Source organism: Bradyrhizobium sp. 6(2017), from assembly GCF_011058295.2.
Taxonomy (GTDB): domain Bacteria; phylum Pseudomonadota; class Alphaproteobacteria; order Rhizobiales; family Xanthobacteraceae; genus Bradyrhizobium; species Bradyrhizobium septentrionale.
On sequence record NZ_CP049289.2, the window covers coordinates 4396008 to 4422357 of the forward strand.

At 64.5% G+C, this 26350-nt stretch carries 23 protein-coding genes and 1 pseudogene; 14 read left to right on the top strand and 10 right to left on the bottom strand.

All coding sequences use genetic code 11. From position 1 onward, the window contains the following. Positions 1-78: 78 nt before the first annotated feature. The gene (locus tag G6P99_RS20335; RefSeq protein ID WP_029078690.1) at positions 79-1905 is read right to left on the bottom strand and encodes an ABC-F family ATP-binding cassette domain-containing protein; all 1827 of its coding nucleotides are present in this window, start codon (positions 1903-1905) and stop codon (positions 79-81) included. A gap of 4 nt (positions 1906-1909) precedes the next feature. Continuing rightward, positions 1910-2407 (bottom strand): YaiI/YqxD family protein, encoded by a 498-nt coding sequence (locus G6P99_RS20340; protein ID WP_029078691.1) that lies wholly within the window; start codon positions 2405-2407, stop codon positions 1910-1912. 136 nt (positions 2408-2543) lie between these two features. Between G6P99_RS20340 and G6P99_RS20345 the strand changes: the two genes are divergently transcribed. Continuing rightward, positions 2544-3335 carry a hypothetical protein gene (locus G6P99_RS20345; RefSeq protein ID WP_029078692.1) on the top strand — a complete coding sequence of 264 codons (792 nt, stop codon included), beginning with the start codon at positions 2544-2546 and terminating at the stop codon, positions 3333-3335. A gap of 285 nt (positions 3336-3620) precedes the next feature. Here G6P99_RS20345 and G6P99_RS20350 read toward each other — a convergent pair whose 3' ends face one another. Beyond that, positions 3621-5993 (bottom strand): xanthine dehydrogenase family protein molybdopterin-binding subunit, encoded by a 2373-nt coding sequence (locus G6P99_RS20350; RefSeq protein ID WP_029078693.1) that lies wholly within the window; start codon positions 5991-5993, stop codon positions 3621-3623. Positions 5994-6205: 212 nt separating this feature from the next. Here G6P99_RS20350 and G6P99_RS20355 point away from each other — a divergent pair, with 212 nt between their 5' ends. Both G6P99_RS20355 and G6P99_RS20360 read left to right on the top strand, forming a co-directional pair. Beyond that, positions 6206-7249: a Ppx/GppA phosphatase family protein gene (locus tag G6P99_RS20355; RefSeq protein ID WP_029078694.1), complete on the top strand. Its 1044-nt coding sequence runs from the start codon at positions 6206-6208 to the stop codon at positions 7247-7249. A 225-nt stretch (positions 7250-7474) separates the two neighbouring features. Beyond that, positions 7475-8167, top strand: a complete 693-nt coding sequence (locus tag G6P99_RS20360) for an RlmE family RNA methyltransferase (RefSeq protein ID WP_029078695.1) — start codon at positions 7475-7477, stop codon at positions 8165-8167. Positions 8168-8497: 330 nt separating this feature from the next. On the opposite strand, the gene G6P99_RS20365 is transcribed toward G6P99_RS20360, so the two are convergent. Continuing rightward, positions 8498-9985: a DHA2 family efflux MFS transporter permease subunit gene (locus G6P99_RS20365; RefSeq protein ID WP_029078696.1), complete on the bottom strand. Its 1488-nt coding sequence runs from the start codon at positions 9983-9985 to the stop codon at positions 8498-8500. A gap of 245 nt (positions 9986-10230) precedes the next feature. Between G6P99_RS20365 and G6P99_RS20370 the strand changes: the two genes are divergently transcribed. The 4 genes from G6P99_RS20370 to guaB all read left to right on the top strand — a co-directional run bounded on the left by G6P99_RS20370 (position 10231) and on the right by guaB (position 16619). Next, positions 10231-11496 (top strand): helix-turn-helix transcriptional regulator, encoded by a 1266-nt coding sequence (locus G6P99_RS20370; RefSeq protein ID WP_156928387.1) that lies wholly within the window; start codon positions 10231-10233, stop codon positions 11494-11496. 322 nt (positions 11497-11818) lie between these two features. Continuing rightward, the gene (locus tag G6P99_RS20375; protein WP_165123248.1) at positions 11819-14395 is read left to right on the top strand and encodes a calcium-binding protein; all 2577 of its coding nucleotides are present in this window, start codon (positions 11819-11821) and stop codon (positions 14393-14395) included. Positions 14396-14689: 294 nt separating this feature from the next. Then, positions 14690-14941, top strand: coding sequence for a hypothetical protein (locus G6P99_RS20380; RefSeq protein ID WP_029078699.1), 252 nt, complete (start codon positions 14690-14692; stop codon positions 14939-14941). Between the two features lie 187 nt (positions 14942-15128). Beyond that, positions 15129-16619 (top strand): IMP dehydrogenase, encoded by a 1491-nt coding sequence (guaB, locus tag G6P99_RS20385; protein ID WP_029078700.1) that lies wholly within the window; start codon positions 15129-15131, stop codon positions 16617-16619. Between the two features lie 296 nt (positions 16620-16915). Here the strand turns inward: guaB and G6P99_RS20390 are convergent, their stop codons facing one another. Next, positions 16916-17095: a hypothetical protein gene (locus G6P99_RS20390; RefSeq protein ID WP_165123250.1), complete on the bottom strand. Its 180-nt coding sequence runs from the start codon at positions 17093-17095 to the stop codon at positions 16916-16918. Between the two features lie 254 nt (positions 17096-17349). On the opposite strand from G6P99_RS20390, the gene G6P99_RS20395 reads away from it, so the two are divergent. Together G6P99_RS20395 and G6P99_RS20400 are read left to right on the top strand one after the other, a co-directional pair. Continuing rightward, positions 17350-18372, top strand: a complete 1023-nt coding sequence (locus tag G6P99_RS20395) for an NADP-dependent oxidoreductase (protein ID WP_165123252.1) — start codon at positions 17350-17352, stop codon at positions 18370-18372. 367 nt (positions 18373-18739) lie between these two features. After that, a complete protein-coding gene (locus tag G6P99_RS20400; protein WP_165123254.1) occupies positions 18740-19003 on the top strand; it encodes a hypothetical protein in 264 nt (87 codons plus the stop codon). 6 nt (positions 19004-19009) lie between these two features. Here G6P99_RS20400 and G6P99_RS20405 read toward each other — a convergent pair whose 3' ends face one another. Together G6P99_RS20405 and G6P99_RS47700 are read right to left on the bottom strand one after the other, a co-directional pair. Further along, a complete protein-coding gene (locus G6P99_RS20405) occupies positions 19010-19849 on the bottom strand; it encodes a metallophosphoesterase family protein (protein WP_029078703.1) in 840 nt (279 codons plus the stop codon). A gap of 136 nt (positions 19850-19985) precedes the next feature. Continuing rightward, positions 19986-20086: pseudogene (locus G6P99_RS47700) on the bottom strand (IS5/IS1182 family transposase); the annotation flags it as partial. A 226-nt stretch (positions 20087-20312) separates the two neighbouring features. Here G6P99_RS47700 and G6P99_RS20410 point away from each other — a divergent pair. Both G6P99_RS20410 and G6P99_RS20415 read left to right on the top strand, forming a co-directional pair. Next, on the top strand, positions 20313-20879 hold the full coding sequence (locus G6P99_RS20410; RefSeq protein WP_165123256.1) for a serine hydrolase: 567 nt from the start codon (positions 20313-20315) through the stop codon (positions 20877-20879). Beyond that, complete coding sequence (locus G6P99_RS20415) at positions 20792-21514, top strand: serine hydrolase domain-containing protein (RefSeq protein ID WP_256434756.1); 723 nt, start codon at positions 20792-20794, stop codon at positions 21512-21514. Before G6P99_RS20410 ends, G6P99_RS20415 begins: the two co-directional genes overlap by 88 nt. An 8-nt stretch (positions 21515-21522) precedes the next feature. Here G6P99_RS20415 and G6P99_RS20420 read toward each other — a convergent pair whose 3' ends face one another. After that, positions 21523-21969 (bottom strand): hypothetical protein, encoded by a 447-nt coding sequence (locus tag G6P99_RS20420; protein WP_156928389.1) that lies wholly within the window; start codon positions 21967-21969, stop codon positions 21523-21525. 149 nt (positions 21970-22118) lie between these two features. Between G6P99_RS20420 and G6P99_RS20425 the strand changes: the two genes are divergently transcribed. Together G6P99_RS20425 and G6P99_RS20430 are read left to right on the top strand one after the other, a co-directional pair. Beyond that, on the top strand, positions 22119-22541 hold the full coding sequence (locus G6P99_RS20425; protein ID WP_029078704.1) for an MAPEG family protein: 423 nt from the start codon (positions 22119-22121) through the stop codon (positions 22539-22541). Positions 22542-22563: 22 nt separating this feature from the next. After that, a complete protein-coding gene (locus tag G6P99_RS20430; RefSeq protein WP_029078705.1) occupies positions 22564-23862 on the top strand; it encodes an RsmB/NOP family class I SAM-dependent RNA methyltransferase in 1299 nt (432 codons plus the stop codon). Between the two features lie 110 nt (positions 23863-23972). Here the strand turns inward: G6P99_RS20430 and G6P99_RS20435 are convergent, their stop codons facing one another. After that, entirely contained in the window at positions 23973-25238 is a 1266-nt protein-coding gene (locus G6P99_RS20435; RefSeq protein WP_029078706.1) for an MFS transporter, read from the bottom strand. A 115-nt stretch (positions 25239-25353) separates the two neighbouring features. Between G6P99_RS20435 and G6P99_RS20440 the strand changes: the two genes are divergently transcribed. Further along, entirely contained in the window at positions 25354-25806 is a 453-nt protein-coding gene (locus G6P99_RS20440; RefSeq protein ID WP_029078707.1) for a winged helix-turn-helix transcriptional regulator, read from the top strand. A 207-nt stretch (positions 25807-26013) separates the two neighbouring features. Here G6P99_RS20440 and G6P99_RS20445 read toward each other — a convergent pair whose 3' ends face one another. Next, positions 26014-26346: a DHCW motif cupin fold protein gene (locus G6P99_RS20445; RefSeq protein WP_029078708.1), complete on the bottom strand. Its 333-nt coding sequence runs from the start codon at positions 26344-26346 to the stop codon at positions 26014-26016. Positions 26347-26350 lie beyond the last annotated feature (4 nt).

Consider the following 26350-nt stretch of genomic DNA (forward strand, 5'->3'; position numbering starts at 1 on the left):
AAGCAATCCATCTCTCCGCGTCTGCCGATTCATGGATTGCTTCGTCGCTTCGCTCCTCGCAATGACGAAGAATCATGTTCACGCCTGTTCGATCTCTTCGCGCAGCACTTCGAGTTCGAGCCAGCGGTCCTCGGCTGTGGCGAGCTCGTCCTGCGCCTTGGCGATCGCGGCCGAGGCGGCGTCGAACTTCTTGCGATCCTTGCTGTAGAGATCGGGATCGTCGAGCAGCTTCTGCTGTTTGGCGATTTCGGCGTGCAGCTTGTCGATCGTCTTCGGCAAGGTTTCCAGCGCGTGTTTCTCGTTGAAGCTCAGCCGGCGCCTGGGTGCCGCTTCGGGTGCGGTGGCGGTCACCGCAACCTTGGCTTCCTTCTTATCCTCGACCGCGGCGTCAGCCTTCACGGTCTCGCGCTTCACGTCGGCGCCGCGCTGCGCCAGCATATCAGAATAGCCGCCGGCATATTCGATCCAGCGGCCCTGGCCTTCGGGCACGATCACCGAGGTCACCACGCGATCGAGGAAGTCGCGGTCATGGCTGATCAGGATCACCGTGCCGTCGTAGTCGCCGAGCATCTCCTCGAGGACGTCGAGGGTTTCGAGATCGAGGTCGTTGGTCGGCTCGTCCAGAATGAGCAGGTTCGACGGCTTGGCCAGCGCGCGCGCCAGCATCAGCCGGCCGCGCTCGCCGCCGGAGAGGGCTTCGAGCGGCGTTCCGCGCTGCTCCTGCGCGAACAGAAAGTCCTTCATGTAGCCGATGACGTGCTTCGACTTGTCGCCGACCATCACGTGGTCGCCGCGGCCGCCGGTCAGGGCTTCGGCCAGCGTCAGCTTCGGATCGAGGCTTTCGCGATGCTGGTCGAGCGTCGCCATCTCGATATTGGCCCCCAGCCGCACCGAGCCGGAATCCGGCGGATCGTTGCCGATCAGAAGGTGCACCAGCGTGGTCTTGCCGGCGCCGTTCGGGCCGACGATGCCGAGTCGGTCGCCGCGCTGGATCCGGGTCGAGAAGCCGTCGACGATCTTGCGTTCGCCGTAGGCCTTCACGATGTTCTTCGCCTCGATCACCAGGCGGCCGGATTTGTCGGCCTCGGCGGCGGCGAGCGTGGCATTGCCGGTGGCGCCGCGATAGTTGCGGCGCTGGTCGCGCAGCGCGAAGAGATTGCCGAGCCGCTTGACGTTGCGCTTGCGGCGGCCGGAGACGCCGTGGCGCAGCCAGTGCTCCTCGTTGACGATCTTGCGGTCGAGCTTGTGCTGATCGCGCTCTTCTTCCTCCAGCACCTCGTCGCGCCACGCCTCGAACGCGCCAAAGCCGCGGTCGATCTGCCGGATCTGGCCGCGATCGAGCCAGGCCGTTGAGCGCGACAGGTTGGTGAGGAAGCGGCGGTCGTGGCTGATCAGGACCAGCGCGCAGCGCCGGCTCTCCAGCTCGCCCTCCAGCCATTCGATGGTCGGCAGGTCGAGATGGTTGGTCGGCTCGTCCAGCAGCAGGATGTCGGGCGAGGGCGCCAGCACCCGCGCCAGCGCCGCGCGGCGCGCCTCGCCGCCGGAGACATGCGCCGGGTCTTCGTCGCCGGTGAGGCCGAGCTGTTCGAGCAGATAGCGCGCCTGGTAGTGGTCATCGCCGGGGCCAAGGCCAGCCTCGACATAGGACAGCGTTGTCTTGTGGTCGCCGAAATCCGGCTCCTGCGGCAGATAGCGGATGGTGGCGCCGGGCTGCACGAATCGGCTGCCGGAGTCAGGCTCGACCAGGCCGGCCGCGATCCGCAGCAGCGTCGACTTGCCGGAGCCGTTGCGCCCGATCAGGCCGACGCGCTCGCCTGCGGAGACCGACAGCTCGACGCCGCTAAGCAGCGGCGTGCCGCCAAAGGTCAGGCTGATGTCCTTGAGCTGGATCAGGGGCGGGGCCATCGCGCTAACCCCCGTTCGCCGTTGCCTGCTCGGCGCGGCGGCGCTGAATGCGGCGGATGGTCTGGTCGAGTGTCGCGAGGAACGTCGAGCGGTCGCGCGGCGAGTAGGATTTCGGCCCGCCGGTGATCTCGCCCGACGAGCGCAAATCGGTCATCAAATTGCGCACCGCGAGCGTCATGCCGATCGACTCCTCCGTGAACGGCTTGCCGTTCGGCGCGATCACGTCGGCGCCGGCCTTGACGCAGCGGCTCGCCAGCGGAATGTCCGCGGTGATCACGACGTCGCCCTCGCGCGCGCGTTCCGCGATCCAGTCGTCGGCGGCGTCCATGCCGGAACCGGCGGCGACGCGTTCGATCAGGGGATCCTGCGGCACGCGGATGAAATTGCCCGCGACCACGCTGACGGGCACGCCGAGCCGGATCGCGACGCGATAGATCTCGTCCTTCACCGGGCAGGCGTCGGCATCGACATAGATACGGGTGGGAGCGGGGGTTTCAGTCATCGATTCAATGGTTGGCAGGCGCGGCCTGCGTGTACTCCATGGTGCGGAAAATTGCGAGCAAAACGAGAGGCTTGCCACGCCTCTTTGTTCGACTACCATTGTCACCAGAAAAACAACGGAAATAAGGGAAAACCCCATGGACTCGCAGACCTACCGCGTCTCGGCCTACAACACCTCAAAGCTGTCAGAGAACAAGATCCACGACGACACGGTGGCGCGGAAGTTCGGCTTTTCCGGCGGTCTGGTGCCCGGCGTCGATGTGCTGGCCTACATGATGCACCTGCCCGTCGAGAAGTGGGGCCGCGATTTCCTCGCGCGCGGTCTGATCGAGGCGCGTTTCGTCAAGCCGGTCTATGACGGCGAGATCGCTGAATTGACCGGGCGAGAGACCGGCAATGGGCTCACGATCGAGCTCACCAGCCGCGGCGAGCTCTGCGCCACCGGCACCGCATCGCTGCCGGCATCGGCGCCGAAATTTGTGCTCGACGATTACAAGCAGGTCGCAGCGGTTGCCGAGCGCAAGCCGGTGAGCGCGTCGTCCTATCAAGAGGGCCAGTGGCTCGGCACCATCCCGCGCGACTGGTCCGGCGACGCCGCGAAGGAGTATCTCGCCGATATCAGGGAGACCGATCCGATCTATTTGCGCGAAGGTCTCGGCCATCCCGGCCTCTTGCCGCGGGTGATGAACAAGGTCCTGGTCGACAATGCGATCCTCGGGCCCTGGATCCATGTCGGCACCCGCATGCAGCTGTTGTCGGCGGGAAAGATCGGTGACGAACTGACCGCGCGCGCCAAGGTCACCGGCAATTACGACAAGAAGGGGCATCGTTTCGTCGAGCTCGACGCGCTGGTGCTCGGCAACGGCACGCCGCTCGCGCATTGCTGGCACATCGCGATCACCCAGCCGCGCGAGCAGGCGGCGGCGTAGCGCGGTCCGTCATTGCCGGGCTTGACCCGGCAATCCATCGCCTTCGCAAGAGTCGCTTCAGGTTGATGGATGCGCGGGTCAAGCCCGCGCATGACGAGAGTGAATCGGGCTAGGCTCGAGCTCATCCGCACCAACAGGTGTCATCCCCCGCGCATGCGGGGGATCCAGTACGCCGCGGCCTTTCGGCTCAAGCACAACTGTCTCTGGAATACTGGATCACCCGCTTTCGCGGGTGATGACAGCGGTGTTGCTGGTGGCAGCGGCGCTAGCGGCGGCCGCGCGGCCTTACGCCGCCTTCGCCTTGGCATCCTGGATCGCGCGCCAGACGCGCTCGGGCGTCAGCGGCATGTTGATGTGCTTGATGCCGTACTCCGACAGCGCGTCGACCACGGCATTGACGATGCAGACGAGGCTGCCGGCGCAGCCGGCTTCGCCGCAGCCTTTTGTCCCCAGCGGGTTGGATTTGGCCGGCGAGGGGTGATCGCCGACCTGCATCGACGGCACGTCGCCGGCGCGCGGCAGCGCGTAGTCCATGAACGAGCCGGTGATCGGCTGGCCCGAGCCGTCGTAGCTGACTTCCTCCATCAGCGCCTGGCCGATGCCCTGCGCGACGCCGCCATGCAGCTGTCCCGCGACGATCATCGGATTGACCACGGTGCCGAAATCGTTGACCGCGGAGTAGCGCACGATCCGGACCACACCGGTATCGGGGTCGATCTCGACCTCGGCGACGTGGCAGCCGTTCGGGAAGGTCGACGCCGTCTCCTTGGTGGCGTGGTCGACGTCGAGCGACTCAGGCGTGCCCTCCGGCATCTTGGCTCCGCGCATCCGCTCGGCGAGCTCCATGATGCCGATCGAGCGGTCGGTGCCGGCGATGGTGAAGCGGCCCTGGCCGAACTCGATGTCGGCTTCGGAAGCCTCCAGCATGTGCGCGGCGGCCTTCTTGCCCTTCTCGACGACGAGCGCCGAAGCCTCGACGATCGCCTGTCCCGTCGCGGTGATCGAGCGCGAGCCGCCGGTGCCGTTGCCGAAGCGGACCAGATCGCTGTCGCCCTGTTCGAGCGTGATCTTCTCGAAGGGAACGCCGAGCTGCTCGGACATCACCTGCGCGAACGGCGTGGCGTGGCCCTGGCCGTAGTCGAGCGTGCCGGTGGTGAGCTTCACTGAACCATCAGGCTCGAAGGTGATCTTGCCGAGCTCGCCGCTCGGCGGCGCGGTCACCTCGAGATAGGAGCCGACGGCGATGCCGCGCAGCCTGCCGCTCTTTTTGCTCTCCTTCTTGCGCCTGGTAAAATTCTCGTAGTCGGAGATCTCCAGCGCCTTCTGGAACACGCCGGCGAAATCGCCGCTGTCATAGGTGACGCCGGAGGCCGCCGGGAACGGCAGCTGCGACGGCTTGATGAAATTGCGCTTGCGCAACGTGAAGCGGTTGATGCCCATCTCGTCGGCGGCGGCGTCGATCAGCCGCTCCATGTAGTAATTGGCCTCGGGCCGGCCGGCGCCGCGATAGGCGCCCATCAGCGTGGTGTTGGTCAAAACCGTCTTGATGTCGACGCCGAGCAGCGGCGTGCGATAGACGCTGGCGAGGTTCTTGCCGGTGTTGAGCGACAGCGGGCCCGGCGCGACGCCGGTGATGTAGGCGCCGAGATTGCCGTAGCCGGACAACCGCACCGCGAGGAACTTGCCGTCGGCATCGAGCGCGAGCTCGGCATGGATCAGCTGCGCACGGCCCTGGCTGTCGGAGAGGAAGCTGGTCGAGCGCTCGTCCAGCCACTTCACCGGACGGCCGAGTTCGCGCGCCGCATGCGCGATGCAGGTGTATTCGGGATAGTTCATGTTCTTCATCCCGAACGAGCCGCCGACATTGGCGGTGAGAATACGAACCTTGTCGGCTGGCACGTTGAGGATCTTTGCAAACCCGGCCTTGTTGCCGGAGACCCCCTGGGTCGGCACTTGCAGCGTGAAGCGTTCGGTCTTCTTGTCATAATGTGCGAGCGCGACGCGCGGCTCCATCGAGACCACGGCGACGCGGGTGTTGACGATGTCGAGTTTTGTCACATGCGCGGCACCGGCGAACGCGGCCTCGATCTTCGCGGTGTCGCCATAGTGATAATCGAGCGCGACGTTATCAGGGATGTTGTCATAGAGCTGCGGGGCGCCGGGCTTGGCGGCTTCGGCCGCGTCGGTCACGGCGGGCAGCGGCTCGATATCGACCTCGACGGCCTCGGCCGCATCGCGCGCCTGCGCCGCGGTCTCCGCGACCACGAAGGCCACGGGATCGCCGACGAAGCGCACCTTGTCGGTGACCAGCGCAGGGCGGTTGGTCTGCTTGAGCGGCGAGCCGTCGCGGTTTTTCAGCGGCAGGCCGCAGGTGAAGGGGTTGTAGCCGGCGGCCGCGAGATCGGCGCCGGTCCAGGCTCCGAGCACACCCGGCATCGCCCTGGCGGCCGCCGTATCGATGCCCTTGATGATTCCGTGGGCATGGGAGGAACGAACCATCCAGCAAGTGACTTGGCCGGGCAGGGAGAAATCGTCGGTGTATTTGCCCTTGCCGCGCACCAGGGTGTCGTCCTCTTTTCGTCGAACCGGCTGTCCGACACCGTATTTTTGCAGTGCGATAGCGTTCTCGAGGGAGGCGGGCGGCGTATGATCTTGCATCGGAAAATGACCTGAAATGCCCGGATTTGCTGGAGTTTGGGGGCGCTGAGGAGATAACGCACACCCCCCTTAACGACAACGCCCGATTAGGCATGGACCCAATGTGAACGGAGTTTGCGCAGGCCCTTGGCGCTGCTAAAGTTTCCGTCAACGACAATTCTTCGGCGGGCCCTATGGATTCCCCGTGGGCCCTGCGGAAAGACAGTATTTTGATGAATGACCATGTGCGGCTTTGTGACGGTCCTCCGGCCGGCGAAGCCCCGTCAGGCTTGGTTGCGGCAGGACCGGAGACCGGCGTCTACGCCGCGCTCGATCTTGGCACCAACAATTGCCGGCTCCTGATCGCCTGTCCGACCGGCGACGGGTTCCGCGTGGTCGATTCGTTTTCGCGGATCATCCGGCTCGGCGAGGGCATCGCTGCGACCGGCTCGATCAGCGAGGCGGCGATCGAGCGTGCGATTGCTGCGCTCGCCATTTGCAGCGACAAGATCCGCTATCGTAAGGCCCGCCGGCTGCGGCTGATCGCCACCGAGGCCTGCCGTGCTGCCGGCAACGCCGAGAGTTTTCGCGCGCGCGTCGCGGCCGAGACCGGCATCAAGCTCGAGGTGATCGACCGTGAGACCGAGGCGACGCTCGCCGTGATCGGCTGCTCGCCGCTGCTCGATCCCAGGGGGCGCGGCGCCATCCTGTTCGACATCGGCGGCGGCTCGACCGAGCTGGTGCGGATCGAGCGCGATCCCGACCCGCCCAATGCTCCGCCACGCATCAAGGCGTGGATGTCGATCCCGCTCGGCGTCGTCACGCTCGCCGAGCATTTCGGCGGCAAGAACGTCACGCGGGATCTGTATGCCCAGATGATCGACGAAGTCGCGCGACACGTCGCGCCGTTCGCGGCCGAGCACGGCAAGGATCTGCGCGACATGCACATGCTCGGCACCTCGGGCACCGTGACCACGCTCGCCGGCGTCTTCCTTAATTTGTCGCGTTACGATCGCCGGCGCATCGACGGCATCTGGATGAACGATGGCGACGTCACGGCGACGATCCAGAAGCTGCTCGGCATGAGCTATGAGGCGCGCGTCAGCAACAGCTGCATCAGCGTCGAGCGGGCCGATCTGGTGCTCGCCGGCTGCGCGATCCTCGACGCGATCCGCAACGCATTCCCGATGCCGCGGCTCCGCGTCGCCGATCGCGGCCTGCGCGAGGGCATGCTGGTCGAGATGATGCGCGAGGACGGCGCGCTGCGGGCGTGCTAGATGCCTTGCTTGCCTCGCCCCGCTTGCGGGGAGAGGCCTAGGCCGCCTTTGGCGGCCGTTCTTAAGATGGACGCCGAAGCGAAGCTTCGGCTATGTCGCGTCGCAAGATGCGATCCGGGTGAGGGGGACTCTCCACGAGCACATCTCTCGCCTTCATTTGCGGAAGCAGCCCCTCACCCCAACCCTCTCCCCGCAAGAGCGGGGCGAGGGAGAAGAGAAAATGAAATGGCGAAAGACACCACCGGGCGGCTGCACGTCACGGTCAAGAGCGGCGGCAAGCGAAAACTGTCGTCAAAACTCTGGCTTGAGCGCCAGCTCAACGATCCCTATGTCGCCAAGGCCAAGGCGATGGGCTACCGCTCGCGCGCGGCCTTCAAGCTGCACGAGATCGACGACAAATATCGCCTGCTCAAGCCGGGCATGACGGTGGTCGACCTCGGGGCTGCGCCGGGCGGCTGGAGCCAGATCGCGGCCAAGCGCACCGGCGCGGCCGACGGCAAGGGCAAGGTGATTGCGATCGATCTCTTGGAGATGGGCGAGATCCCCGGCGTCACCTTCGCGCAGCTCGATTTCCTCGACCATGACGCGCCGGCGAAGCTGATCGCGATGATGGGCGGCCGCGCCGATTTCGTGATGTCCGACATGGCCGCCAACACCACGGGCCACCGCAAGACCGATCAGCTGCGCATCATCGGCCTGGTCGAGACCGCCGCGCATTTTGCCGGCGAAGTGCTCAATCCCGGCGGCACCTTCCTGGCAAAAGTGTTTCAGAGCGGCGCCGACGCCGAGCTGGTGGCGCAGCTGAAGCGCGATTTCGCCAGCGTGCGCCACGTCAAGCCGTCCGCCAGCCGGCAGGATTCCTCGGAGCGCTACGTGCTGGCGACGGGGTTTCGCGGGCAGCAGCAGCCGTCATTGTGAGGCACTGAGGCCGCTTCTTGCAGGACTGGAAAATTGGGTAACGCAGGCGCATATCTCTCATATGGCGACCATTGTTCAATGCAATTGCGGCGCCGAGTACAGACGCACTGAAGAGAAGTTCTTGGTGCCGCATACGGGTGACGCAATCTGCACGGTCTGCGGAGCTGCGCTGGAATCGTGGCTGGAAACGACCCACGTTCCCACATACGAACTTGTTGAACGTCCGGATCGAAGACAGCCAGCCGGAACGACCGGCCAACCCTAAGGGCTTGGCCGTGACCGGACGGCGGCCTGCAGCGTCCGTGCCTCGGGAACGGCTCGTTCGCTCGACTAGCCGAGCCGCTGATCCCGCGCGTTTTGCGTATCCTCGGTCGCGACCTTGACGGCCTCAGTGGCGGCGCGCTTCTCGGCGCCCTTGCGGCTCGAAATGTCGATCGCCTTGCGGCCGGCGATTTCGTTGCCGGCGTCAACCGGCATCTGCCAGAAGAACCAGGCCGAGGCCGCCGAGATCAGCGAGACCACGATGAAAGCCGGCGCGAACACGTCGGCGGAGAGCTCGGTCGCATGGTGCAGCGCCAGCGTGGTTTCAACCGAGAACGCGCCGACTGCGACGCCCGCGGACACCGCGAGCTGCTGGTTGACGCTGACGAGGGTGGTGGCGCGGCTCATCTGCGGCGCCTCGACCTCGGCATAGGCCACGGTGTTGATCGCGGTGAATTGCAGCGAGCGGAAGAAGCCGCCGACCACCAGGATGGTGAAGATCAGCATCAGCGGCGTCGAGATCGTGAACAGGGCGCAGGCGGCCAGGAAGGCCGAGCTGACCACGGCGTTGACGGTCATCATGTTGCGGAAGCCGAAGGCGCGGATGATGCGCGCGGCCAGCGTCTTCATGCCCATGGCGCCGACGGCGGAGGCAAAGGTCACGAGGCCGGACTGGAACGGCGACAGGCCGAAGCCGACCTGCATCAACAGCGGCAGCAGGAACGGCAGCGCGCCGATGCCGAGCCGGAACATGAAGCCGCCGATGATCGACGCGCGCATCGTCGGCAGCCGCAGCAGCCCGAAATCGAGCACCGGCGAACCGGTGCGCCGGGCGTGGATGACATAGAGCGTCATCGACACCGTGCCGACCCCGACCAGTGCGGCGACGATCGGCCACGGCAGCAGATTGAGGCCGGCGACCGAAAGCCCGAAGGCGATGCCGGCAAGCCCGATGCCGGCCAGCACCAGCCCCACGAGATCAAAGCGCTCGGGGTCTTCGCTCTTGATCGGGTCGATATATTTCAGCGCCAGGAAGATGCCGAGCAGTCCGATCGGAATGTTGATCAGGAAGATCCAGTGCCAGGAGAAATAGGTGGTGATGAAGCCGCCGAGCGGTGGCCCGATCACCGGGCCGATCAGCGCCGGGACCGTCACCCAGGCCATCGCGTTGACCAGCGCGCTCTTGTCGACCGAGCGCAGCAGCACCAGCCGTCCGACCGGGGTCATCATCGCCCCGCCGAGGCCCTGCAGGATGCGGGCGAACACGAAATCGGTCACCGAGGAGGACAGCGCGCAGCCGATCGAGCCCAGCATGAAGACGGCGACCGCGCCGGCAAACACAATGCGGGCGCCAAAACGGTCCGCGGTCCAGCCGCTCGCCGGGATGAACACCGCAAGCGACAGCAGATAGGACGTGATCGCGAGCTTCAGCGTCAACGGGCTGGTGCCGATATCGGCGGCGATCGCCGGCAGCGAGGTCGCGATCACAGTCGAATCCATGTTCTCCATGAACAGGGCGCTGGCGACGATCAGTGGAATGATACGCTGATTGTTCAAGGGCTTGGTCGATTCGTGGAACTTGTGGGGCCGTTAGACTTGGCACAGAATGGCAGCGATTTGCACCCTGATCCGGGGAATATCCGAGGAGCGTTTTAGATCGCAGTACGCCAATGATCCCGTCGCGTAATCGCTCTGGCTCGATCCGGCCGCCGTGCCTTGCAGCAGCTTCCGCGCGTTGCCGTTTTGGTCGGATCAAACGAGCGAACCGGCTGCACCCGCTTCAAGAGTGCTGCAACCGATGAGTGCCGGCTCGCGCTGAAACGCCTGTTCGATTTGTTTCCAAATATTTCCAAACATCGAGGCAGGCACAAACAGACGTTGTTGGGAGACAAATCTCACGTAATCTGAATGAGTCCCCCAATCGATCGGACCCCATGCCCGCTGCCACCGACCGTCTCCTCGCCGCCGTCGAAGCGATCTATGACACCGCGCCCAATCCATCACTCTGGCCATCCGCTCTTGGCAAGATCGCCGACTGCTTCGATGACGCCGGCGCGATCCTCGAATGGCGAAGGGAGGATGCGACGTTCGGAGTGATCGTTTCCGAGGGCCTCACAGCGGCGGCCCGCGAGTTCGAGGCGCGGTGGGCGCAGCACAATTTCAAGGGCGAACGAGCGATACAGGCCGGCCTCTATTTCAGCGGCGAGCCCGTCACGGATCGGCACGTTGGCCCGATCGACGATGCTTACCTCAATCATCCCTTCCAAAAGGAGTTCCTCGTCAAACACGGCCTAGGCTGGTTCGGCGCAGTGGGAGTGTCGCCGGATCCACGGATCGCTGTGGCGATCAGCGTGCAGCGGGATTTCGCCAAGCCGCAATTCTCCGACGCTGAACTGGAGGTCATAGGGACGCTCGGGCGCCACACGGAGAAATCCTTACGTCTGTCGATCAGGCTGCTTGATACCGAACTTGCCAATCTCGGCCTCGGCGACGCGCTCGCCCGGATCGGTATCGGCGTGTTTGCGCTGGACTGGTCGGCGCGCGTGCTGTTCGCCAACCCGATCGGGAAGAGTCTTATTGGCGAGGTGTTCGACCTCGTGAACGATCATCTACGCGTTCGCATGGCGGCGAGCCGGGCTCCGTTCGAGGCCGCGATGACGCAAACCCTTCGCGCCGAGGCGAGGGACCTCCTTGCCGAGCCAAGACCCATTCTCCTCGGGCCGACCTCGACAGACCGGCGTTTCGTTATCTACGTGCTCCCGATCACGGCCGGCGCACTTTCAGCCGGTCACTTCCTGACCCATACTCGGGCGATCGTCCTCGCTATTGAACAAAAATCCGCCGAGCCGCCCGACCCCGCGGTCGTGCGTGACATCCTGGGATTGACGCTTGGCGAAGCAAGGGTCGCCTCGCTGGTCGGTTCGGGTCTTCCGCCGCGAATGGCTGCGGAACGCCTCGGCATTGCCGAGGATACGGCGCGCAACGTGCTGAAGCGGGTATTTGAGAAGCTGAACGTCTCGCGGCAAAGCGAACTCACGGCGTTGCTCGGCCGGCTGGTCTTGCGCTGATCTCGGATCATCGCGGCGCATCCTTTTGCGTCGCCGGTCCAATGAATCGCACAGATTGTATCGCAAAAAATGAGCGCTTAGACCCATTTGGGTCATGTCCCGGCGGTGGAGCAGCGGAATATCCCCCTGCGATCGCGTGCAGTGGACTGAAGCCTCCCAATCATGTCTCGGTTTCTCAAGAAGCTTGCGGTCGTCCTGGTGACGGCTCCGCTGGTGTTGTCCTGCTCAGCGGCGGGTACAGCCGGATATCGGGAGCTGAATTTCTCGCACGAGACGCTCCTTTTTCATTTTACTCATTTCTCAATTCATACTGGAGAAGATTGTGTCCACCATTTCGTACGTCGCTTTGACAGGCACTTCCGCTTCCGAAACCCTGACTGCGAACGTTAGTTACGATCCGGTCGCCGACACCTACGATGTTGTAAGCGTTATTTACGGCGCCGGAGGCAACGACGTCCTGACGGCCCTTTCGATGCCGATCACGGTCAATGGCCAGGTGCTCGATTTTGGTTCGAGCCTGGATGGCAACGACGGAAACGATGTGCTGTACGGCGGGAATCGTAACGACACTCTCAGTGGCGAAGCAGGCTCGGACACGCTTTATGGCGGCGATGGCAACGACCAGCTTGCCGGCGGCGGCGGCAACGACGCGTTTTACGGCGGCAACGGCGACGATAATATGTCATTCGACGGCGCCGGCTTCGATACGTTTGATGGGGGCGCTGGCAATGATACGCTGACCGTCGTGAATGCCGATCTCAGCAACAGCACGTTCACCAGTGTAGAACACCTATACCTAAATAATCTCGATCCTTATCTCAGCGCTACGGCGGCGCAGCTCAACTCCTTTAGCTCGGTAGGCAGCTACACCGGTTTCCACCTGACGTTGACCTCCCCGGGCAGCATTGGCTCGAACTTCAACGCGCTCGATACCTCCCTCAATCCATATGCCTCCGGTTCGATCACGGGATCGTCTGGAGCAGACACTATCGACATGGCGCAGGCGAATGGGGGATTAACATGGTACTTGTATGCTGGCGACAACCTCGGCGGAAACCTGCTCGTCGGCGGATCGGGCAATGACTACCTTTGGGGCGGTAGTGGCGGCGACACGCTCGTGGGGAATGGCGGCGACGACTGGCTAACCGGCGGCAGTGGCAGCGATGGGCTCTACGGTGGCGCCGGGAATGACTCGCTGAGGGGTCAATTGGGCAACGACACGCTCGATGGTGGCGAGGGAAACGACAATATAGCAGGCGACGGCAGTCATGAGGTCTATTACGGCGGTGCGGGCGATGACATCATAGATCCGGGCAGCCTCGGCTTTGATACGATCGACGGCGGTTCGGGCAACGATTCCTTTTACCTCACCAGCCCGAATACAGACCTTAGTCATAGCACCATTACCGGCGTAGAAACTCTCCAGCTCTACCTTATTTCTTTCACTGCGACGGCTGCACAGATCAACTCATTCACCACGGTTGGCGGTGGGGACTATAATGCTTGGACGCTGACGCTGGCGACGCCAGGTTCGATCGGATCGAATTTTGACTATCTCGACGATTTTGTTTCGACGATAATTGGCTCATCGGGGGCAGACACCATCGATGTGTCGCAGTCCTCAGTCGGATCCAGATGGACTTTATCCGCGGGCGACAATCTCGGTGGAAATGTCCTTAGTGGCGGGGCCGGCGGGGACGTGCTCAACGCAGGCAACGGCGGCGATACGCTCAATGGCAACGGTGGCAATGACACCCTGAACGGCGGTGGCGGCAACGACTACCTCAGTGGCGGCATCGGCAATGACAGTCTCTATGGCGGTGGTGGCAACGATACGCTCGACGCGGGGGTCGGCACCAATACGTTAGACGGCGGCAGCGGCACCGACACAGCCAACTATACCGCCTTTACGCGCGCAAGCTTCACTGTCACCGATCTCGGGAACGGGCATTACCATATCGTTGGCAACGGTCATGACGATACGCTTGCCAATATTGAATATCTGAAATTCTCCGATCAGACCGTTTCTATCGGCGCACCTGTTCCGATCAGCGGAACGGCAGGCAATGATCAGCTCTACGGCACCGCTGGCAACGACACGTTCTACGGCGGCGCGGGCAACGACGTGCTCGTCGGTCTTGCCGGCAACGACCTCGGCTACGGTGGTGACGGTAACGACTACTTCTATGCCGGCTCAGGAAACGACACGCTGATCGGCGATGCCGGCCTCGACGTGCTGTTGGGCGAGGACGGCAACGACGCCCTCTATGGCGGCACCGGCTTCAACTATCTGTTCGGCGGCGCGGGCTCCGATACGCTGCTTGGTTCGGGTGGCGTTGCCGGCGACGTCAACGTCATGTTCGGCGACGACGGCGCCGATTATCTCTACGGCGGTCTCGGCACCAACTACTTCTACGGCGGCGCCGGCGTCGACACCATGTATGGCGGCGCCGGCCTCAACATTTTCATTTCCTCCGGAGAGACCGACGGCAACCTGATCTATGGCGGCTCCGGCCAGAATTACATCTACGGCTCCAATGGCGGCGACACTGTCACTGGCGGCAGCGGCGTCGACGTATTCTTGATGGGCTCCGGCAACGACGTCATCAGCGGCGGGGGCGGGGTTGACTATGCCTGGGGCGGCGGCGGAGTCGACACGTTCGCCATTTCCGACACTAAGCCGGAAGTGATGGTGATTCAGGATTTCAACAGCGGTGGAACGAATGATTTCGTGAACTTTGCCGGTACGTCCCTGCATTCGTTTGCGGACGTGCAGGCGGCGGAGTTCTATTCGCCTGGCATCAACACGACGATCATCACCGATGGCGCAGGCAACGCCGCGTGGTTGATCGGCGTTGCTCCCGGACAACTCGATGCCAGCATGTTCAAGCTTACATGACGCGCTGTCGTCAGCTAACGGGCCAAGTCGAGACTCGCCCAAGTTTAGATGCCGCATTTGACGGAATTCTCGAAAAGGCGGGCGAGGGGGCCGTATCGTCCTGCCCCCGGCCACGCTATTGCGGAACCGGCCAAACGTCCTAGATCCTGCGTGACGCTGGTATGCATCCGCCAGCGCTCGAGTCCCTTTCCGCTCGGATAGGATCGGAAAGGGGCTCTGGTTTCTTGTTTTGACGCGTTTTCTTCACGCGAACCGGAAGCCACTTCGCTCGAAAACGCTTCTGAGGTGTGTGCCGTGATCTACGTCCTTGCCGCTCTGCTGCCGCCGATCGGGCTGCTCCTGAACGGACAGCCGTTTTCGGCCGTCTTCAACCTGGTCCTGATCGTATTTTGTGCGGTTTTCGGGCTGTTTTTCCACGTCTTGCTGCTGGTGCCGTCGGCCCATGCCGTGATCGCGGTGCATATGAAGCGGGAGGACCGCCGCCACCGCGAGATGGTCGAGGCGATCCGCCGGCACGGGCCGCCGCCGGGCTTTCGGGCCCCGTAGGGCTACCGGGCCCTTAAAAAGGCCTGTGCATGGCTGGCAAACGCTTTGATTCGTCATCCCGCCATGCTATCGACCCGCGTCAACCCCATCGATGGGCTCCGATTCGACGGTGACGCAGCAAGCGTCGCCGCAGACGGCGTTCATCCGTAAGACCATCGCGGCGGACGCCGCAGATAAGGAGTTGGCAATGGCCACGGGATTTCAGGCTATCCGCGAAGCCTACACGTTCGACGATGTGCTTCTGAAGCCCGGCCTGTCGGACATCCTTCCCTCGGAGGCCGACATTCGTTCGCGCGTCACCCGCGCGATCCAGCTCAACATCCCGATCATGGCGTCCGCAATGGACACCGTCACCGAGGCGCGCATGGCGATCGCGATGGCGCAGGCCGGCGGCCTCGGCGTCATCCATCGCAATTTCGATCCCGAAGGCCAGGCCGCCCAGGTGCGGCAGGTGAAGAAATTCGAATCCGGCATGGTGGTCAATCCGCTCACCATCGGTCCCGACGCCACGCTGTCGGATGCGCTCTCGCTGATGAAGGATCACGGCATCTCCGGCATCCCGGTCGTAACCGGTGCGGCTAAGAACGTGCCGGGCAAGCTGGTCGGCATCCTGACCAACCGCGACGTGCGCTTCGCAACCGATCCGCGGCAGAAGGTTTCGGAGCTGATGACGCACGAAAATCTCGTCACGGTGCGCGAGGGCGTCAGCCAGGACGAGGCGAAGCGGATGCTTCATCAGCACCGCATCGAGAAGCTCGTCGTCGTCGACGATCAATATCGCTGCGTCGGCCTGATCACCGTCAAGGACATGGAAAAGGCGGTCGCCCATCCGCTCGCCTGCAAGGACGCGCAGGGCCGGCTCCGTGTCGCCGCCGCGACCACGGTCGGCGAGACCGGATATGAGCGCACCGAGCGGCTGATCGATGCCGGCGTCGACGTCGTCGTGGTCGATACCGCGCATGGCCACTCCCGGCATGTGCTCAACGCCGTCAACCGCATCAAGCGGCTCTCCAATGCGGTGCAGGTCGTGGCCGGCAACGTCGCCACCGAAGGCGGCGCGCAGGCCCTGATCGATGCCGGCGCCGACTGCATCAAGGTCGGCATCGGCCCGGGCTCGATTTGCACCACGCGCATCGTCGCCGGCGTCGGCGTGCCGCAGCTCACCGCGATCATGGATGCGGTCGCGGCGGCGAAGAAGGCCGACATTCCCGTCATCGCCGATGGCGGCATCAAATATTCCGGCGACCTCGCCAAGGCGCTCGCCGCCGGCGCCGACATCGCGATGGTCGGCTCGCTGCTCGCCGGCACCGACGAGACGCCCGGCGAAGTCTTCCTGTGGCAGGGCCGCTCCTACAAGGCCTATCGTGGCATGGGCTCGGTCGGCGCGATGGCGCGCGGCTCGGCCGACCGCTACTTCCAGCAGGATATCAAGGACACGCTGAAGCTCGTGCCCGAGGGCATCGAGGGCCAGGTGCCTTACAAGGGCCCGGTCGGCAATGTCATGCATCAGCTCGCCGGCGGCCTGCGCGCCGCGATGGGCTATGTCGGTGCCCGCAACATCGCCGACTTCCACGACAAGGCCGAGTTCGTCCGCATCACCGGTGCGGGCCTGCGCGAGAGCCACGTCCACGACGTGACGATCACGCGCGAAGCCCCGAACTATCCGGGCGGGGTGTAAGTAGCTCGTTCGTCATTCCGGGATGGTCCGAAGGACCACACCGCAGATACGCAATTGCGCAGCATGATTGCGCAAACGCCAAAAAGGGGATGCCGTCAACTGAGGCGGCCTCACCATCCACCTTGTTCGGCTTGCTTTGCCATCTCCCGCAGATGGCGAGCCAGCTCGAGGTAAATCTCTCGGGCGGCAGAGTCGCGCACGCTCGCTGCCTTTGCCTCGGCTTCTTCGGCTTGGAGTCGATATTCTTCCGCTTTCGAGTTTGGCATCCGGCATCAGGTCGGTGACTGCAATCCAGGTTAGGTCAACCAGTCTGTCATGTGTGCTGCGGCTTCGCGCTGCCGCGCCCTTCGGATCAGGGCTTCGCGCTCGACACCGTGCGGCATGTTGCCGGCCCGCGCTCGCAACTCTTCGGCTTCGATCGTCAGTCTCTCTTCGAGTGAAAGGTCGTGCTTTACGCGGTGTCGGAGTTGTCCCATGCATTTCCCCTTTTCGGTTCCTGCCCGGAACGGAGAGTCTAAGTGTCAGGCAGCCGTAAGGTTCCAATGCCCCCAAATCTCCTCCACCACGAATGACGATGCCGGGCGGGCGCATCGTCTCGAAATGACGACTGTCATTTCAAACAGAATTTCAAACAAGTGCGCGCGAAAGAGCAGATCCGTCTCCCTTGCGGGGAGCTGGATTGCGTGACTACGTGTCCGCCACGAACCAATCACCTCAAGAGGAAATCAGCATGTCCCAAGGAAAGCGCATCGTTCTTGCCTCGCGCCCGCATGGCGAGCCCACGCCGGCCAATTTCAGGCTCGAGGACTATACGCCGCCGGTGCCGGGCGCAGGTGAGGTGCTGCTGCGCACCATCTGGCTGTCGCTCGATCCCTATATGCGCGGCCGCATGGCCGACGGTCCGTCCTATGCCGCACCGGTGCCGGTCGGCGGCGTGATGGAAGGCGGCACCGTCAGCGAAGTCGTCGCCTCGAACAATCCCGGCTTTGCCACGGGCGACATCGTGCTTTCGCGCGCGGGCTGGCAGACGCATGTGCTGTCCGACGGCAAGGGCCTCGCCAAGATCGATCCGAAGATCGCGCCGATCTCGACCGCGGTCGGTGTGCTCGGCATGCCCGGCATGACCGCCTATACCGGCCTGCTCGAGATCGGCAAGCCGCAGGCGGGCGAGACCGTGGTGGTTGCGGCCGCGTCCGGCGCCGTCGGCTCCGCGGTCGGGCAGATCGCCAGGATCAAGGGCGCGCGTGCGATCGGCATCGCGGGCGGCAAGGACAAATGCGCCTACGTCAAGAACGAACTCGGCTTCGACGAGTGCCTCGATCACCGCGATCCCAACCTTGCGGCCAAGCTGAAAGAGGCCTGCCCGAAGGGCATCGACGTCTATTTCGAGAATGTCGGCGGCGCGGTGTTCGACGCGGTGTTTCCGCTCCTCAACGCGTTCGCGCGCATCCCGGTGTGCGGCCTGATCGCGCACTACAACGACACCGAGGCTCACGCACCGAAATGGGCCGGCGCGATGATGCGCAACATCCTGACCAAGCGGCTGACCTTCCGCGGCTTCATCGTCAGCGACTTCGCCGCCATGCACGGCGATTTCCTCCGCGACATGTCGCAATGGGTCCGCGAGGGCAAGGTCAAGTACAAGGAGTTCGTGACCGAGGGCCTGGACAGCGCGCCGGAGGCCTTCATGGGCCTGCTCAAGGGCGCCAATTTCGGCAAGCAGCTGGTCCGGGTCGGGCCGGACAAGGCGTGAAGCTTCCCAGGATTCGATTCACCTCTCCCCGACGGGGAGAGGTCGATTTGCGCAGCAAATCGGGGTGAGGGGCCGCAGCTCAACGAGAGACCGTCAATCCTCACCCGGCGCTTCGCTATAGCCGAAGCTTTGCTTCGGCGTTCCCTTCAAGAGCGGCCGCCGAAGGCGGCCTACGCCTCTCCCAAGGGAGAGGTGACGGCGGTTGCTTGTCCGGGTCGGGCTGGATAGGGCCTTCCACCTCCCATTCCGCGCAACAAAGTATCAAAAACGCCACAATGGCGGGCTTTTGGGGGCTTTTTGGCCCCCATTTGCTTGACGGGGGAACCGGAGCAGTTGAATCAATTTGGCTATATTTCAGAGTGTAGCCATGGTTTTTGAGCTTATTGTTTCGGGGGTCATTCTCCTCGCCGTCGGCTATTGGGCGACGATGTTCGTCATGGGTCGGCGCGACGACGTCTTGCATGGAAAGTTCGTGGAGCAGGAGGAGGACGCCGAGCCGCAGCGGCGCCAGATGCCGCCGCTGACGCGCGCCCGGCGCGTGGTGCAGGCCGCACCGCAGCCGAGCAAGGACTCGCTGCAGGCCCTGCTCACCGTCATCAAGCAGGACCTGCACGACGCGGCACGGAGCTGAGGCCGCTTACGCCGCCGGCTGCTTGCCGAGCAGCATGTCGAGATCGACATCGACCTGGCCTTTCGCCCTGACGTGGCGGACCTCGAAACTGTCGGGCTGGAAACGGTACTCGACGAAACCAACTTCCTTGGTGCCGATCCACTCCTGCTTGGCGTCGGGGACGGTGAAGCCGACCGAGGGCGCCCAGACATGTCTGACGTGCTCGAAAGTGTAGTCGCGGCGTTGGTGCACATGGCCGCTGCCGACCAGGCGCCAATCGACCTTGCCGAACATCTCGATCAGGCGCCGCCGCGCCGGTTGCGGCACGTAGCGGAACGAGGTCGCCTCGCGCTCGGCATCGTAGGGCACGTCGAGATAGAGCGGCTTGTGTATGAACAGCGCGACCGGCTTGCCGACGGCCTTGTCGAGTGCTGTGGCGAGCCAGTCGAACTGCTCGGACTCGCGGTCGAGGCCGGTGTTCATGATCAGCGAGTTGAGGCCGATGAAGCACCAGCCGGCGGCGTCGAAATGCCAGCGGTCCTCGCCGACCACCGAGGCGAAGGCGTCGCAGGTCGCTTCGGTCGGCAGTTGCGCCGGCACCGCGGCGACCGCGGTCGGGTTGTCGCCGATGTCGTGATTGCCGGGCAGATAGAGGCAGTCGACCGGCAGCGCGGTGTGCAGTTGTTTGGCGAACACCAGATCGTCGCGGCCGTTAGGCCCGTCGAACGAGACGTCGCCGGAGTTGAGCACGAGGTCGGGACGCGTCGCGTCGATGTGCTCACTGACCCGATGAAAGTTGTCGATGAGCAGTTTGTGGCGGCGCGCGAGATGGGTGTCGGAGATCTGTGTCAGGCGAAATTGGGGCATGCATCGATCCTTTCGCACCAATCATAAGCCGGCGCGGAAGTCGGAACGATGACGATTTCAATGACTTATTCGATGCTCTGTTTGATGTCTTGTCTGAAGACTTGTTCGATAATTTGGCGCGGGCCGGCCGCGGGAGCTAGGACGCGGACTCATTGGCGCGCAGCCATGGCCTGATCGATGCGAGTTGAACGAAGGCAAGGTAGTTGGCGGCGGCTTGTCATAGCGCGTCGCAACACGCTTTGGTCGCGATGCGCCCGAAAGCGGACGCGTTATGCTCACTTTGAGTTTTGTCGTTCGTGACCCTGAGCGGACATTCGCACATCCCCTGACGGGGCTATGTCTCGGCTACGGTCGGCCGTCAGCATGCCAGCGGGACCAGACCACGTCAAACCAAGTTGATTTGCTTTGCAAACGCGCCGTTCCCGGGCGATTTGGCGTCGTCTCAACGAACGAGGGGGTATTCATGGCCGATCCTACACCGACGAATGCCGCTGATGACATCGATCCGGCGCGGGTGGCTCCGGATATCACGAACACAACACCGGAAAACCAGGCGCCGACCTTCCGCAACCAGGACCAGGTCTGGCCGCATCGCGTCATCCGGCGCGGCGACGCGGTGCGGCCACTGCCACCGCACGCCCGTTCGCTCGCGGACCTGACGTTCGAGGTGGGCGGGGTGCGCGTCGGCCTCAGCGACTACATGGCCCGCCGCCGCACGGCCGGGCTGCTGATCCTGAAGCGCGGCGAGATTGCGCTGGAGCGCTACGGCATGGGCAACGGCCCGGAGAGCCGGTGGGCCAGCATGTCGACCGCGAAGTCGATCACCGCGACGCTCGTCGGGGCTGCGCTCCACGATGGCGCGATCGGGAGCCTTGACGCTGCGAGCAATACCTGCCGCGGATGCGCGGCTCGGCCTACGAGGGCGTCACGATTCGTAATCTCCTGCGGATGTGCTCCGGTGTGGCCTGGCGCGAGGAAAACGATGCAGACGGACGCTCAGAGGACTATCGCCTCGGCAAGGCCATGGTGAGCCGGCGGCCAGGGTCCGTCCTGGGCCTGCTATGCAAACTGCCGCGTGCTCATCCGCAGGGCGTCGTCTTCAACTATTCGACCGGCGAGAGCTGCCTGATCGGCGCGCTGGTTGTGGCCGCTACGGGCTGGCCCCTGGCCGACTACTGCGCTGAGAAGATCTGGGGACCTGCCGGCATGGAGGCCGACGGGTATTGGCAACTTGAGTCTGAAGGAGGCATGGAACTCGCCGGGTTTGGCGTCAGTGCGCGCCTGCGCGACTTCGGCCGCTTCGGCCAGCTGGTGCTGGAGGATGGCGAAGCGTTCAGTGGCCGACGGGTGCTGCCGCCCGGCTGGCGCGATCTCGCCGGACAGACCGACAGCGCGCCCACTGGCTTCGGCCGGCTCATGCCCGGTTCACCGGCGGGATACGGCTATCACTGGTGGGCGGTGCCGCCCTTGCAGGGCGGCGTCAACAACGGTGCCTTTGCGGCGAATGGCGCCTTCGGCCAGTTCATCTACGTCAATCCGACCGAGCAGGTGGTCATTGCACTTCAGAGCGCGTGGCGTCAGCCTCGCGACAGCGACGCCGCGGTCGAAAACATCGCGATGATCAGAGCCGCGGTAAGCGCGCTGCGAAGGGAGCCAGCGTCGTAGGCTGCACCCTAGATCGCCAGCTGCTTGATCGAGGGCGGTGGCGGGGCAGGTGGACTGACGCCGCGTCCGAGCAATCCGGTGTCGGGCAGATTGGTCCCGGTGACTGGTGGTGCCGCGGTGAGGCCGAAATAAGCGAGCGCATCGCGCCTGACATCGTAGACCGCAACGCCGATCAGGGTCAGCACCAGCGCCGCGGCGAGCCCATGCCTGACCATGTCGCGCGTCGAGCGATAGCCGCTGCGGAAATAGATCGAGAGCAGGATTGCGACTAGCAGCGCCGCGGCGACGCCGGCAAGCCCCGACATCACCATGCCGAGCCCGCCATCGGCTGCGTCGTCGAACCAGCCGGTGGGGGAATCGATCGCCTGCAGCAGGGGCGTGGTGATATCGCCGAGAGTTTCGGTCGCTTGGGCCGCCTGGGCCGCGCCGTCGAAAATCCGGGCGATGATGCTCATCGCGTCATCCATGAGGGGCTGAAACCGTCGTAACTCCTGAGAGTTGGTCATCCAGGCTCGGATGATGGTTCAACGGGCTCCACAGCTGCTTGATTGCGCCGGGCGGGGTTGGCAGCTAAGAGGACGGCCGGGCGCTGAGGGAGATTCTGATGTCGGTTCAAATGGTTCTGCTACCAGTCTTCATCCAGATTGGGCTCACCTTCGCACTCCTGTTCGCGATGGCGACGACGCGCACCAGGGCGCTGACGAGCGGCGAGACCCGGATCAAGGACATCGCGCTGCGCGAGCCGAACTGGCCGGCCGGCGCCACCAAGTTCGGCAATTGCTTTGCCAACCAGTTCGAGCTCCCGGTGCTGTTCTATGTCCTGATCGCCATTGCGCTGCCGCTACGGCGTGCCGATCTGTTCATCGTGCTGATGTCCTGGGTGTTCGTGGTCACGCGCTTTGCCCATGCCGGGGTGTTCGTCACCTCCAACGACGTGCGGCCGCGCTCGCTCGCCTGGTTCGCCGGCGTGCTGGTGCTGGCGGCGATGTGGCTGTATTTCGCGCTCAAACTGCTGCTGCTGATCTGACGCGCCCAACCGAAAGAGACCAATGACCCCCGCTGCCCGGCTTTCCGCCGCGATCGAGCTGATCGCCACCATCGACGCACAGCGCATTCCCGCGGCGAAAGCGCTGAAGGAATGGGGCACCGCGCACCGCTATGCCGGCTCCGGCGATCGCGCCGCGATCTCCGGCCTGATCTGGGACGTGCTGCGCCGGCAATCCTCCGCGGCCTGGCTGATGGAGGATGACAGCGCCCGCGCGCGGGTGATCGGCATGCTCAAGCTCGAACGCGGCATGGATGTCGCCACGATCGCTGCGCTGTGCGACGGCGGCCGCTTTGCGCCTGATACGCTGACGGGGTCCGAGGAGGCCGCGCTGACCTCGCGCTCGCTGAAGGATGCGCCGGCGCCGGTCGCGGGCGATTATCCGGAATGGCTCGATCCCTATCTGGCGAAGGTGTTCGGCGACGACCGCGCCGCGGAAGCGACCGCGATGGCGAGCCGCGCGCCGCTCGATCTGCGGGTCAACACGCTGAAGGGCAAGCGCGAGAAGATCCTGCCGCGATTGCATCATTTGGGCGCGAAGGAAACGCCGTGGTCGCCGCTCGGCCTGCGCATCGAGCTCGGCGCCGATGCGCGCAATCCCGGCATCCATGCCGAGGAGGATTTCATCAAGGGCGCGATCGAGGTGCAGGACGAGGGCTCGCAGCTCGCGGCGCTACTCTCGGCCGCCAAGCCCGGCGAGCAGGTGATCGATCTCTGCGCCGGCGCCGGTGGCAAGACGCTGGCACTCGCCGCGATGATGCAAGGCAAGGGCCGGCTGATCGCGACCGACAGTGACAAGCGCCAGCTCGTGCCGATCCATGAGCGGCTGTCGCGCGCCGGCGTGCACAATTGCGACGTCCGCACGCCGCGCGGCGAGGAAGAGGTGCTGTCCGATATCAAGGCGTCCGCCGACCTCGTGCTGATCGACGCGCCCTGCACCGGCACCGGCACCTGGCGCCGCAATCCCGACGCCAAATGGCGCATGCGCCCGGGCGCGCTCGAGGTGCGGCTGAAGGACCAGGCCGAGGTGCTGGAGCGCGCCGCGCCGCTGGTGAAGCCGGGCGGCCGCATCGCCTACATCACCTGCTCGGTGTTATCAGAGGAGAACGGCGAGCAGGTCAGGGCCTTCATGGCGCGGCATCCGGAGTTCTCGGTGCAGCCGCCGGAGCAGACCGCCTCGGTGCTGTGGGACAAGGCCGAGGCTTTCGCAGAAGCCGCGCTGCAATCGGCCGAGGGCTGGCTGATGACGCCACGCCGCACCGGCACGGACGGATTTTTCGTCTCGGTGCTGACGAAGGCGTGACGCTTCCTCCGCCGTCATTGCGAGGAGCGTAAGCGACGAAGCAATCCATCGTTCCGCATATGCGGCGGGATGGATTGCTTCGCTGCGCTCGCAATGACGGGTTGAACAGCCTATGCCTCGGAACACACGCCCGCCGGCACCGGCGTTCTGCTCACCACGACGACCCAGTACAGCAGCGCGCAGGCGCTGATCGCAGCGCCCAGCACGCAGACCCCGAGCCAGCCAGCCATCGCGTAGGCCATCGTCGAGCCGATCGCGCCGAGGCCTGAGCCGATCGAATAGAACACCATGTAGGCGCCGATCAGGCGGCTCGAGGCGTCGGGGCGCGTCGCCACGATCAGGCTCTGGTTGGTGACATGCACCGCCTGCACCGCGAAATCGATCATGACCACGCCGGCGAGCACCAGCCATAGCGAGCTGTGAAGGCAGGCGATCGGGATCCAGCCGGCGAGCATCAGCATCAGCGACAATCCGGTGGTGCGCTGCGCCCAGCCGCGATCGGCGAGGCGGCCCGAATTGCGCGCCGCGAGCGCGCCGGCGAGCCCGGCAATGCCGAGCATGCCGATCGTGGTGTGCGACAGCGACAGCGGGGGAGAAGCGAGCGGCAGCACGACCGAACTCCAGAACGCGCTGAAGCTTGCGAAGATCAACAGCGCGAACACCGCGCGTTCACGCAGCACCGGCTCCTGGACCACCAGGGCTGCGGTCGAGTGCAGCAGTTTTGCATAGGACGATCCGGCGAGCGGCTGCGGCTGCCGTTGCGGCAGCGCGCGCGCGAGCAGCGCCGCCATCACCAGCATCAGCACCGCCGAAGTCAGGTAGACCAGACGCCATCCGCCGATGTCGGCCAGCGCGCCGGACGCGAAGCGGGCGAGCAGAATGCCGGAGACGACGCCGCTCTGGATGGTCCCGATGGTCTGGCCGCGTTCGGCCGGCGTTGCGAGCGTCGCGGCGTAGGCGACGATCACCTGGATGACGACGGCGAGCAGCCCGACCAGTGCCATGCCGACGAACAGCACGATGGCGTTCGGCGCCATGCCGACGACAATGAGGGCGACCGCGGACAGCATCACCTGTCCGACGATCAGCCGCCGGCGGTCCCAGAGGTCGCCGAGCGGCACGATCAGCATCAGACCGAGGGCGAGGCCGATCTGGGTCAGCGTCACGACGATGCCGATCGCGGCGGGGGTAATGCCGAGATCCTGCGCTATGGTGTCGAGCAGCGGTTGCGCGGAGTAGATGTTGGCGACGCTCAGCCCGCAGGCGACGGCAAACAGCAGGACGATCGCAGGCGACAGCGGGCCTGTTGTCGCGTTGCCGGCCTCGTTCGCGGCTTCCTGGGCCGGTCGGGCCTCCGCCATGGTCCTGTTCGTCATCATGCCTCCGCTGCAGTTCGCAATCTGGTCTTATAATAAGACCAGTTGCGCTGGACGCTGTCTAGTCCTATTTTAAGACCAGTTCGAAATCGTGAGCGAGGAGAGGCTGAGCGCGATGAAGCGGACCGAACTCGCAAAAGCGGAATGCCCGGTGGCGCGCGCGCTGGACGCGATCGGCGACTGGTGGTCGCTGTTGATCGTCCGCGATGCGTTCGACGGGTTGCGCCGGTTCGGCGACTTCCAGAAGAATCTCGGCATCGCCAAGGGCATGCTGACGGCGCGGCTGCGCAAGCTGGTTGAAACCGGCGTGCTCGAACAGGTCGCGGCCTCCGACGGCAGCGCCTATCAGGAATATATGCTGACCAAGCGGGGGCACGATCTGTTTCCGATCGTGGTCTCCTTACGACAATGGGGGGAGGCGCATCTCTACGCGCGCGGCGAGCCGCATTCGGTGCTGCTGGATCAGGCCGGGCAGGCGGTCGGGCAACTCGTGCTGCCGTCGAAGGCGGGCAAGCCGCTGAGCTGGGCGGACACCAGGGTGAGGAAGGTTGCGGCGCGGAGGCGGTGAGCGCTTTGCTGTGGCTAGTTTACCGTCGTCTCCCCAAACGCTGGCGTCATCCCCGCGCAACGGCGAAGCCGTTGTCGCTGGAGGTGCGAGCGGAGCGAGCCTCGAAGGATGGGGAAAGAGCGAGGCCGTCGACCCTTCGAGACGCGCTACGCGCTCCTCCAGCGACAAAGGCGAAGCCTTTGCGCGGGGGTGACGGATGACATCGGTTCAATCCACGATGAACAGCGTCGCGCCGGTCGCCGTCGACGAGCGGTGCGCGGCGTCGCCGAAATCGGAGACCTGGTAGCTCATGCCCGGCTTCAGCGTGAACTTGCGGCCGTCGCGCAGCTCGGTGTCGAGCTCGCCCATGACGACGTAGAGCACATGGCCGCGGTCGCACCAGTGATCGGCGAGATAGCCCGGCGAATATTCCACCATCCGCACCCGCAGATCGCCGATGTTGAGCGTGCGCCACAGCGCTTGCCCGGTCTCGCCGGGATGCACCGACGGCTCAAGCTGGCTCCAGTCGGTGACGGTGAAGGGCAGGGTCGGGATTTTCATGGTG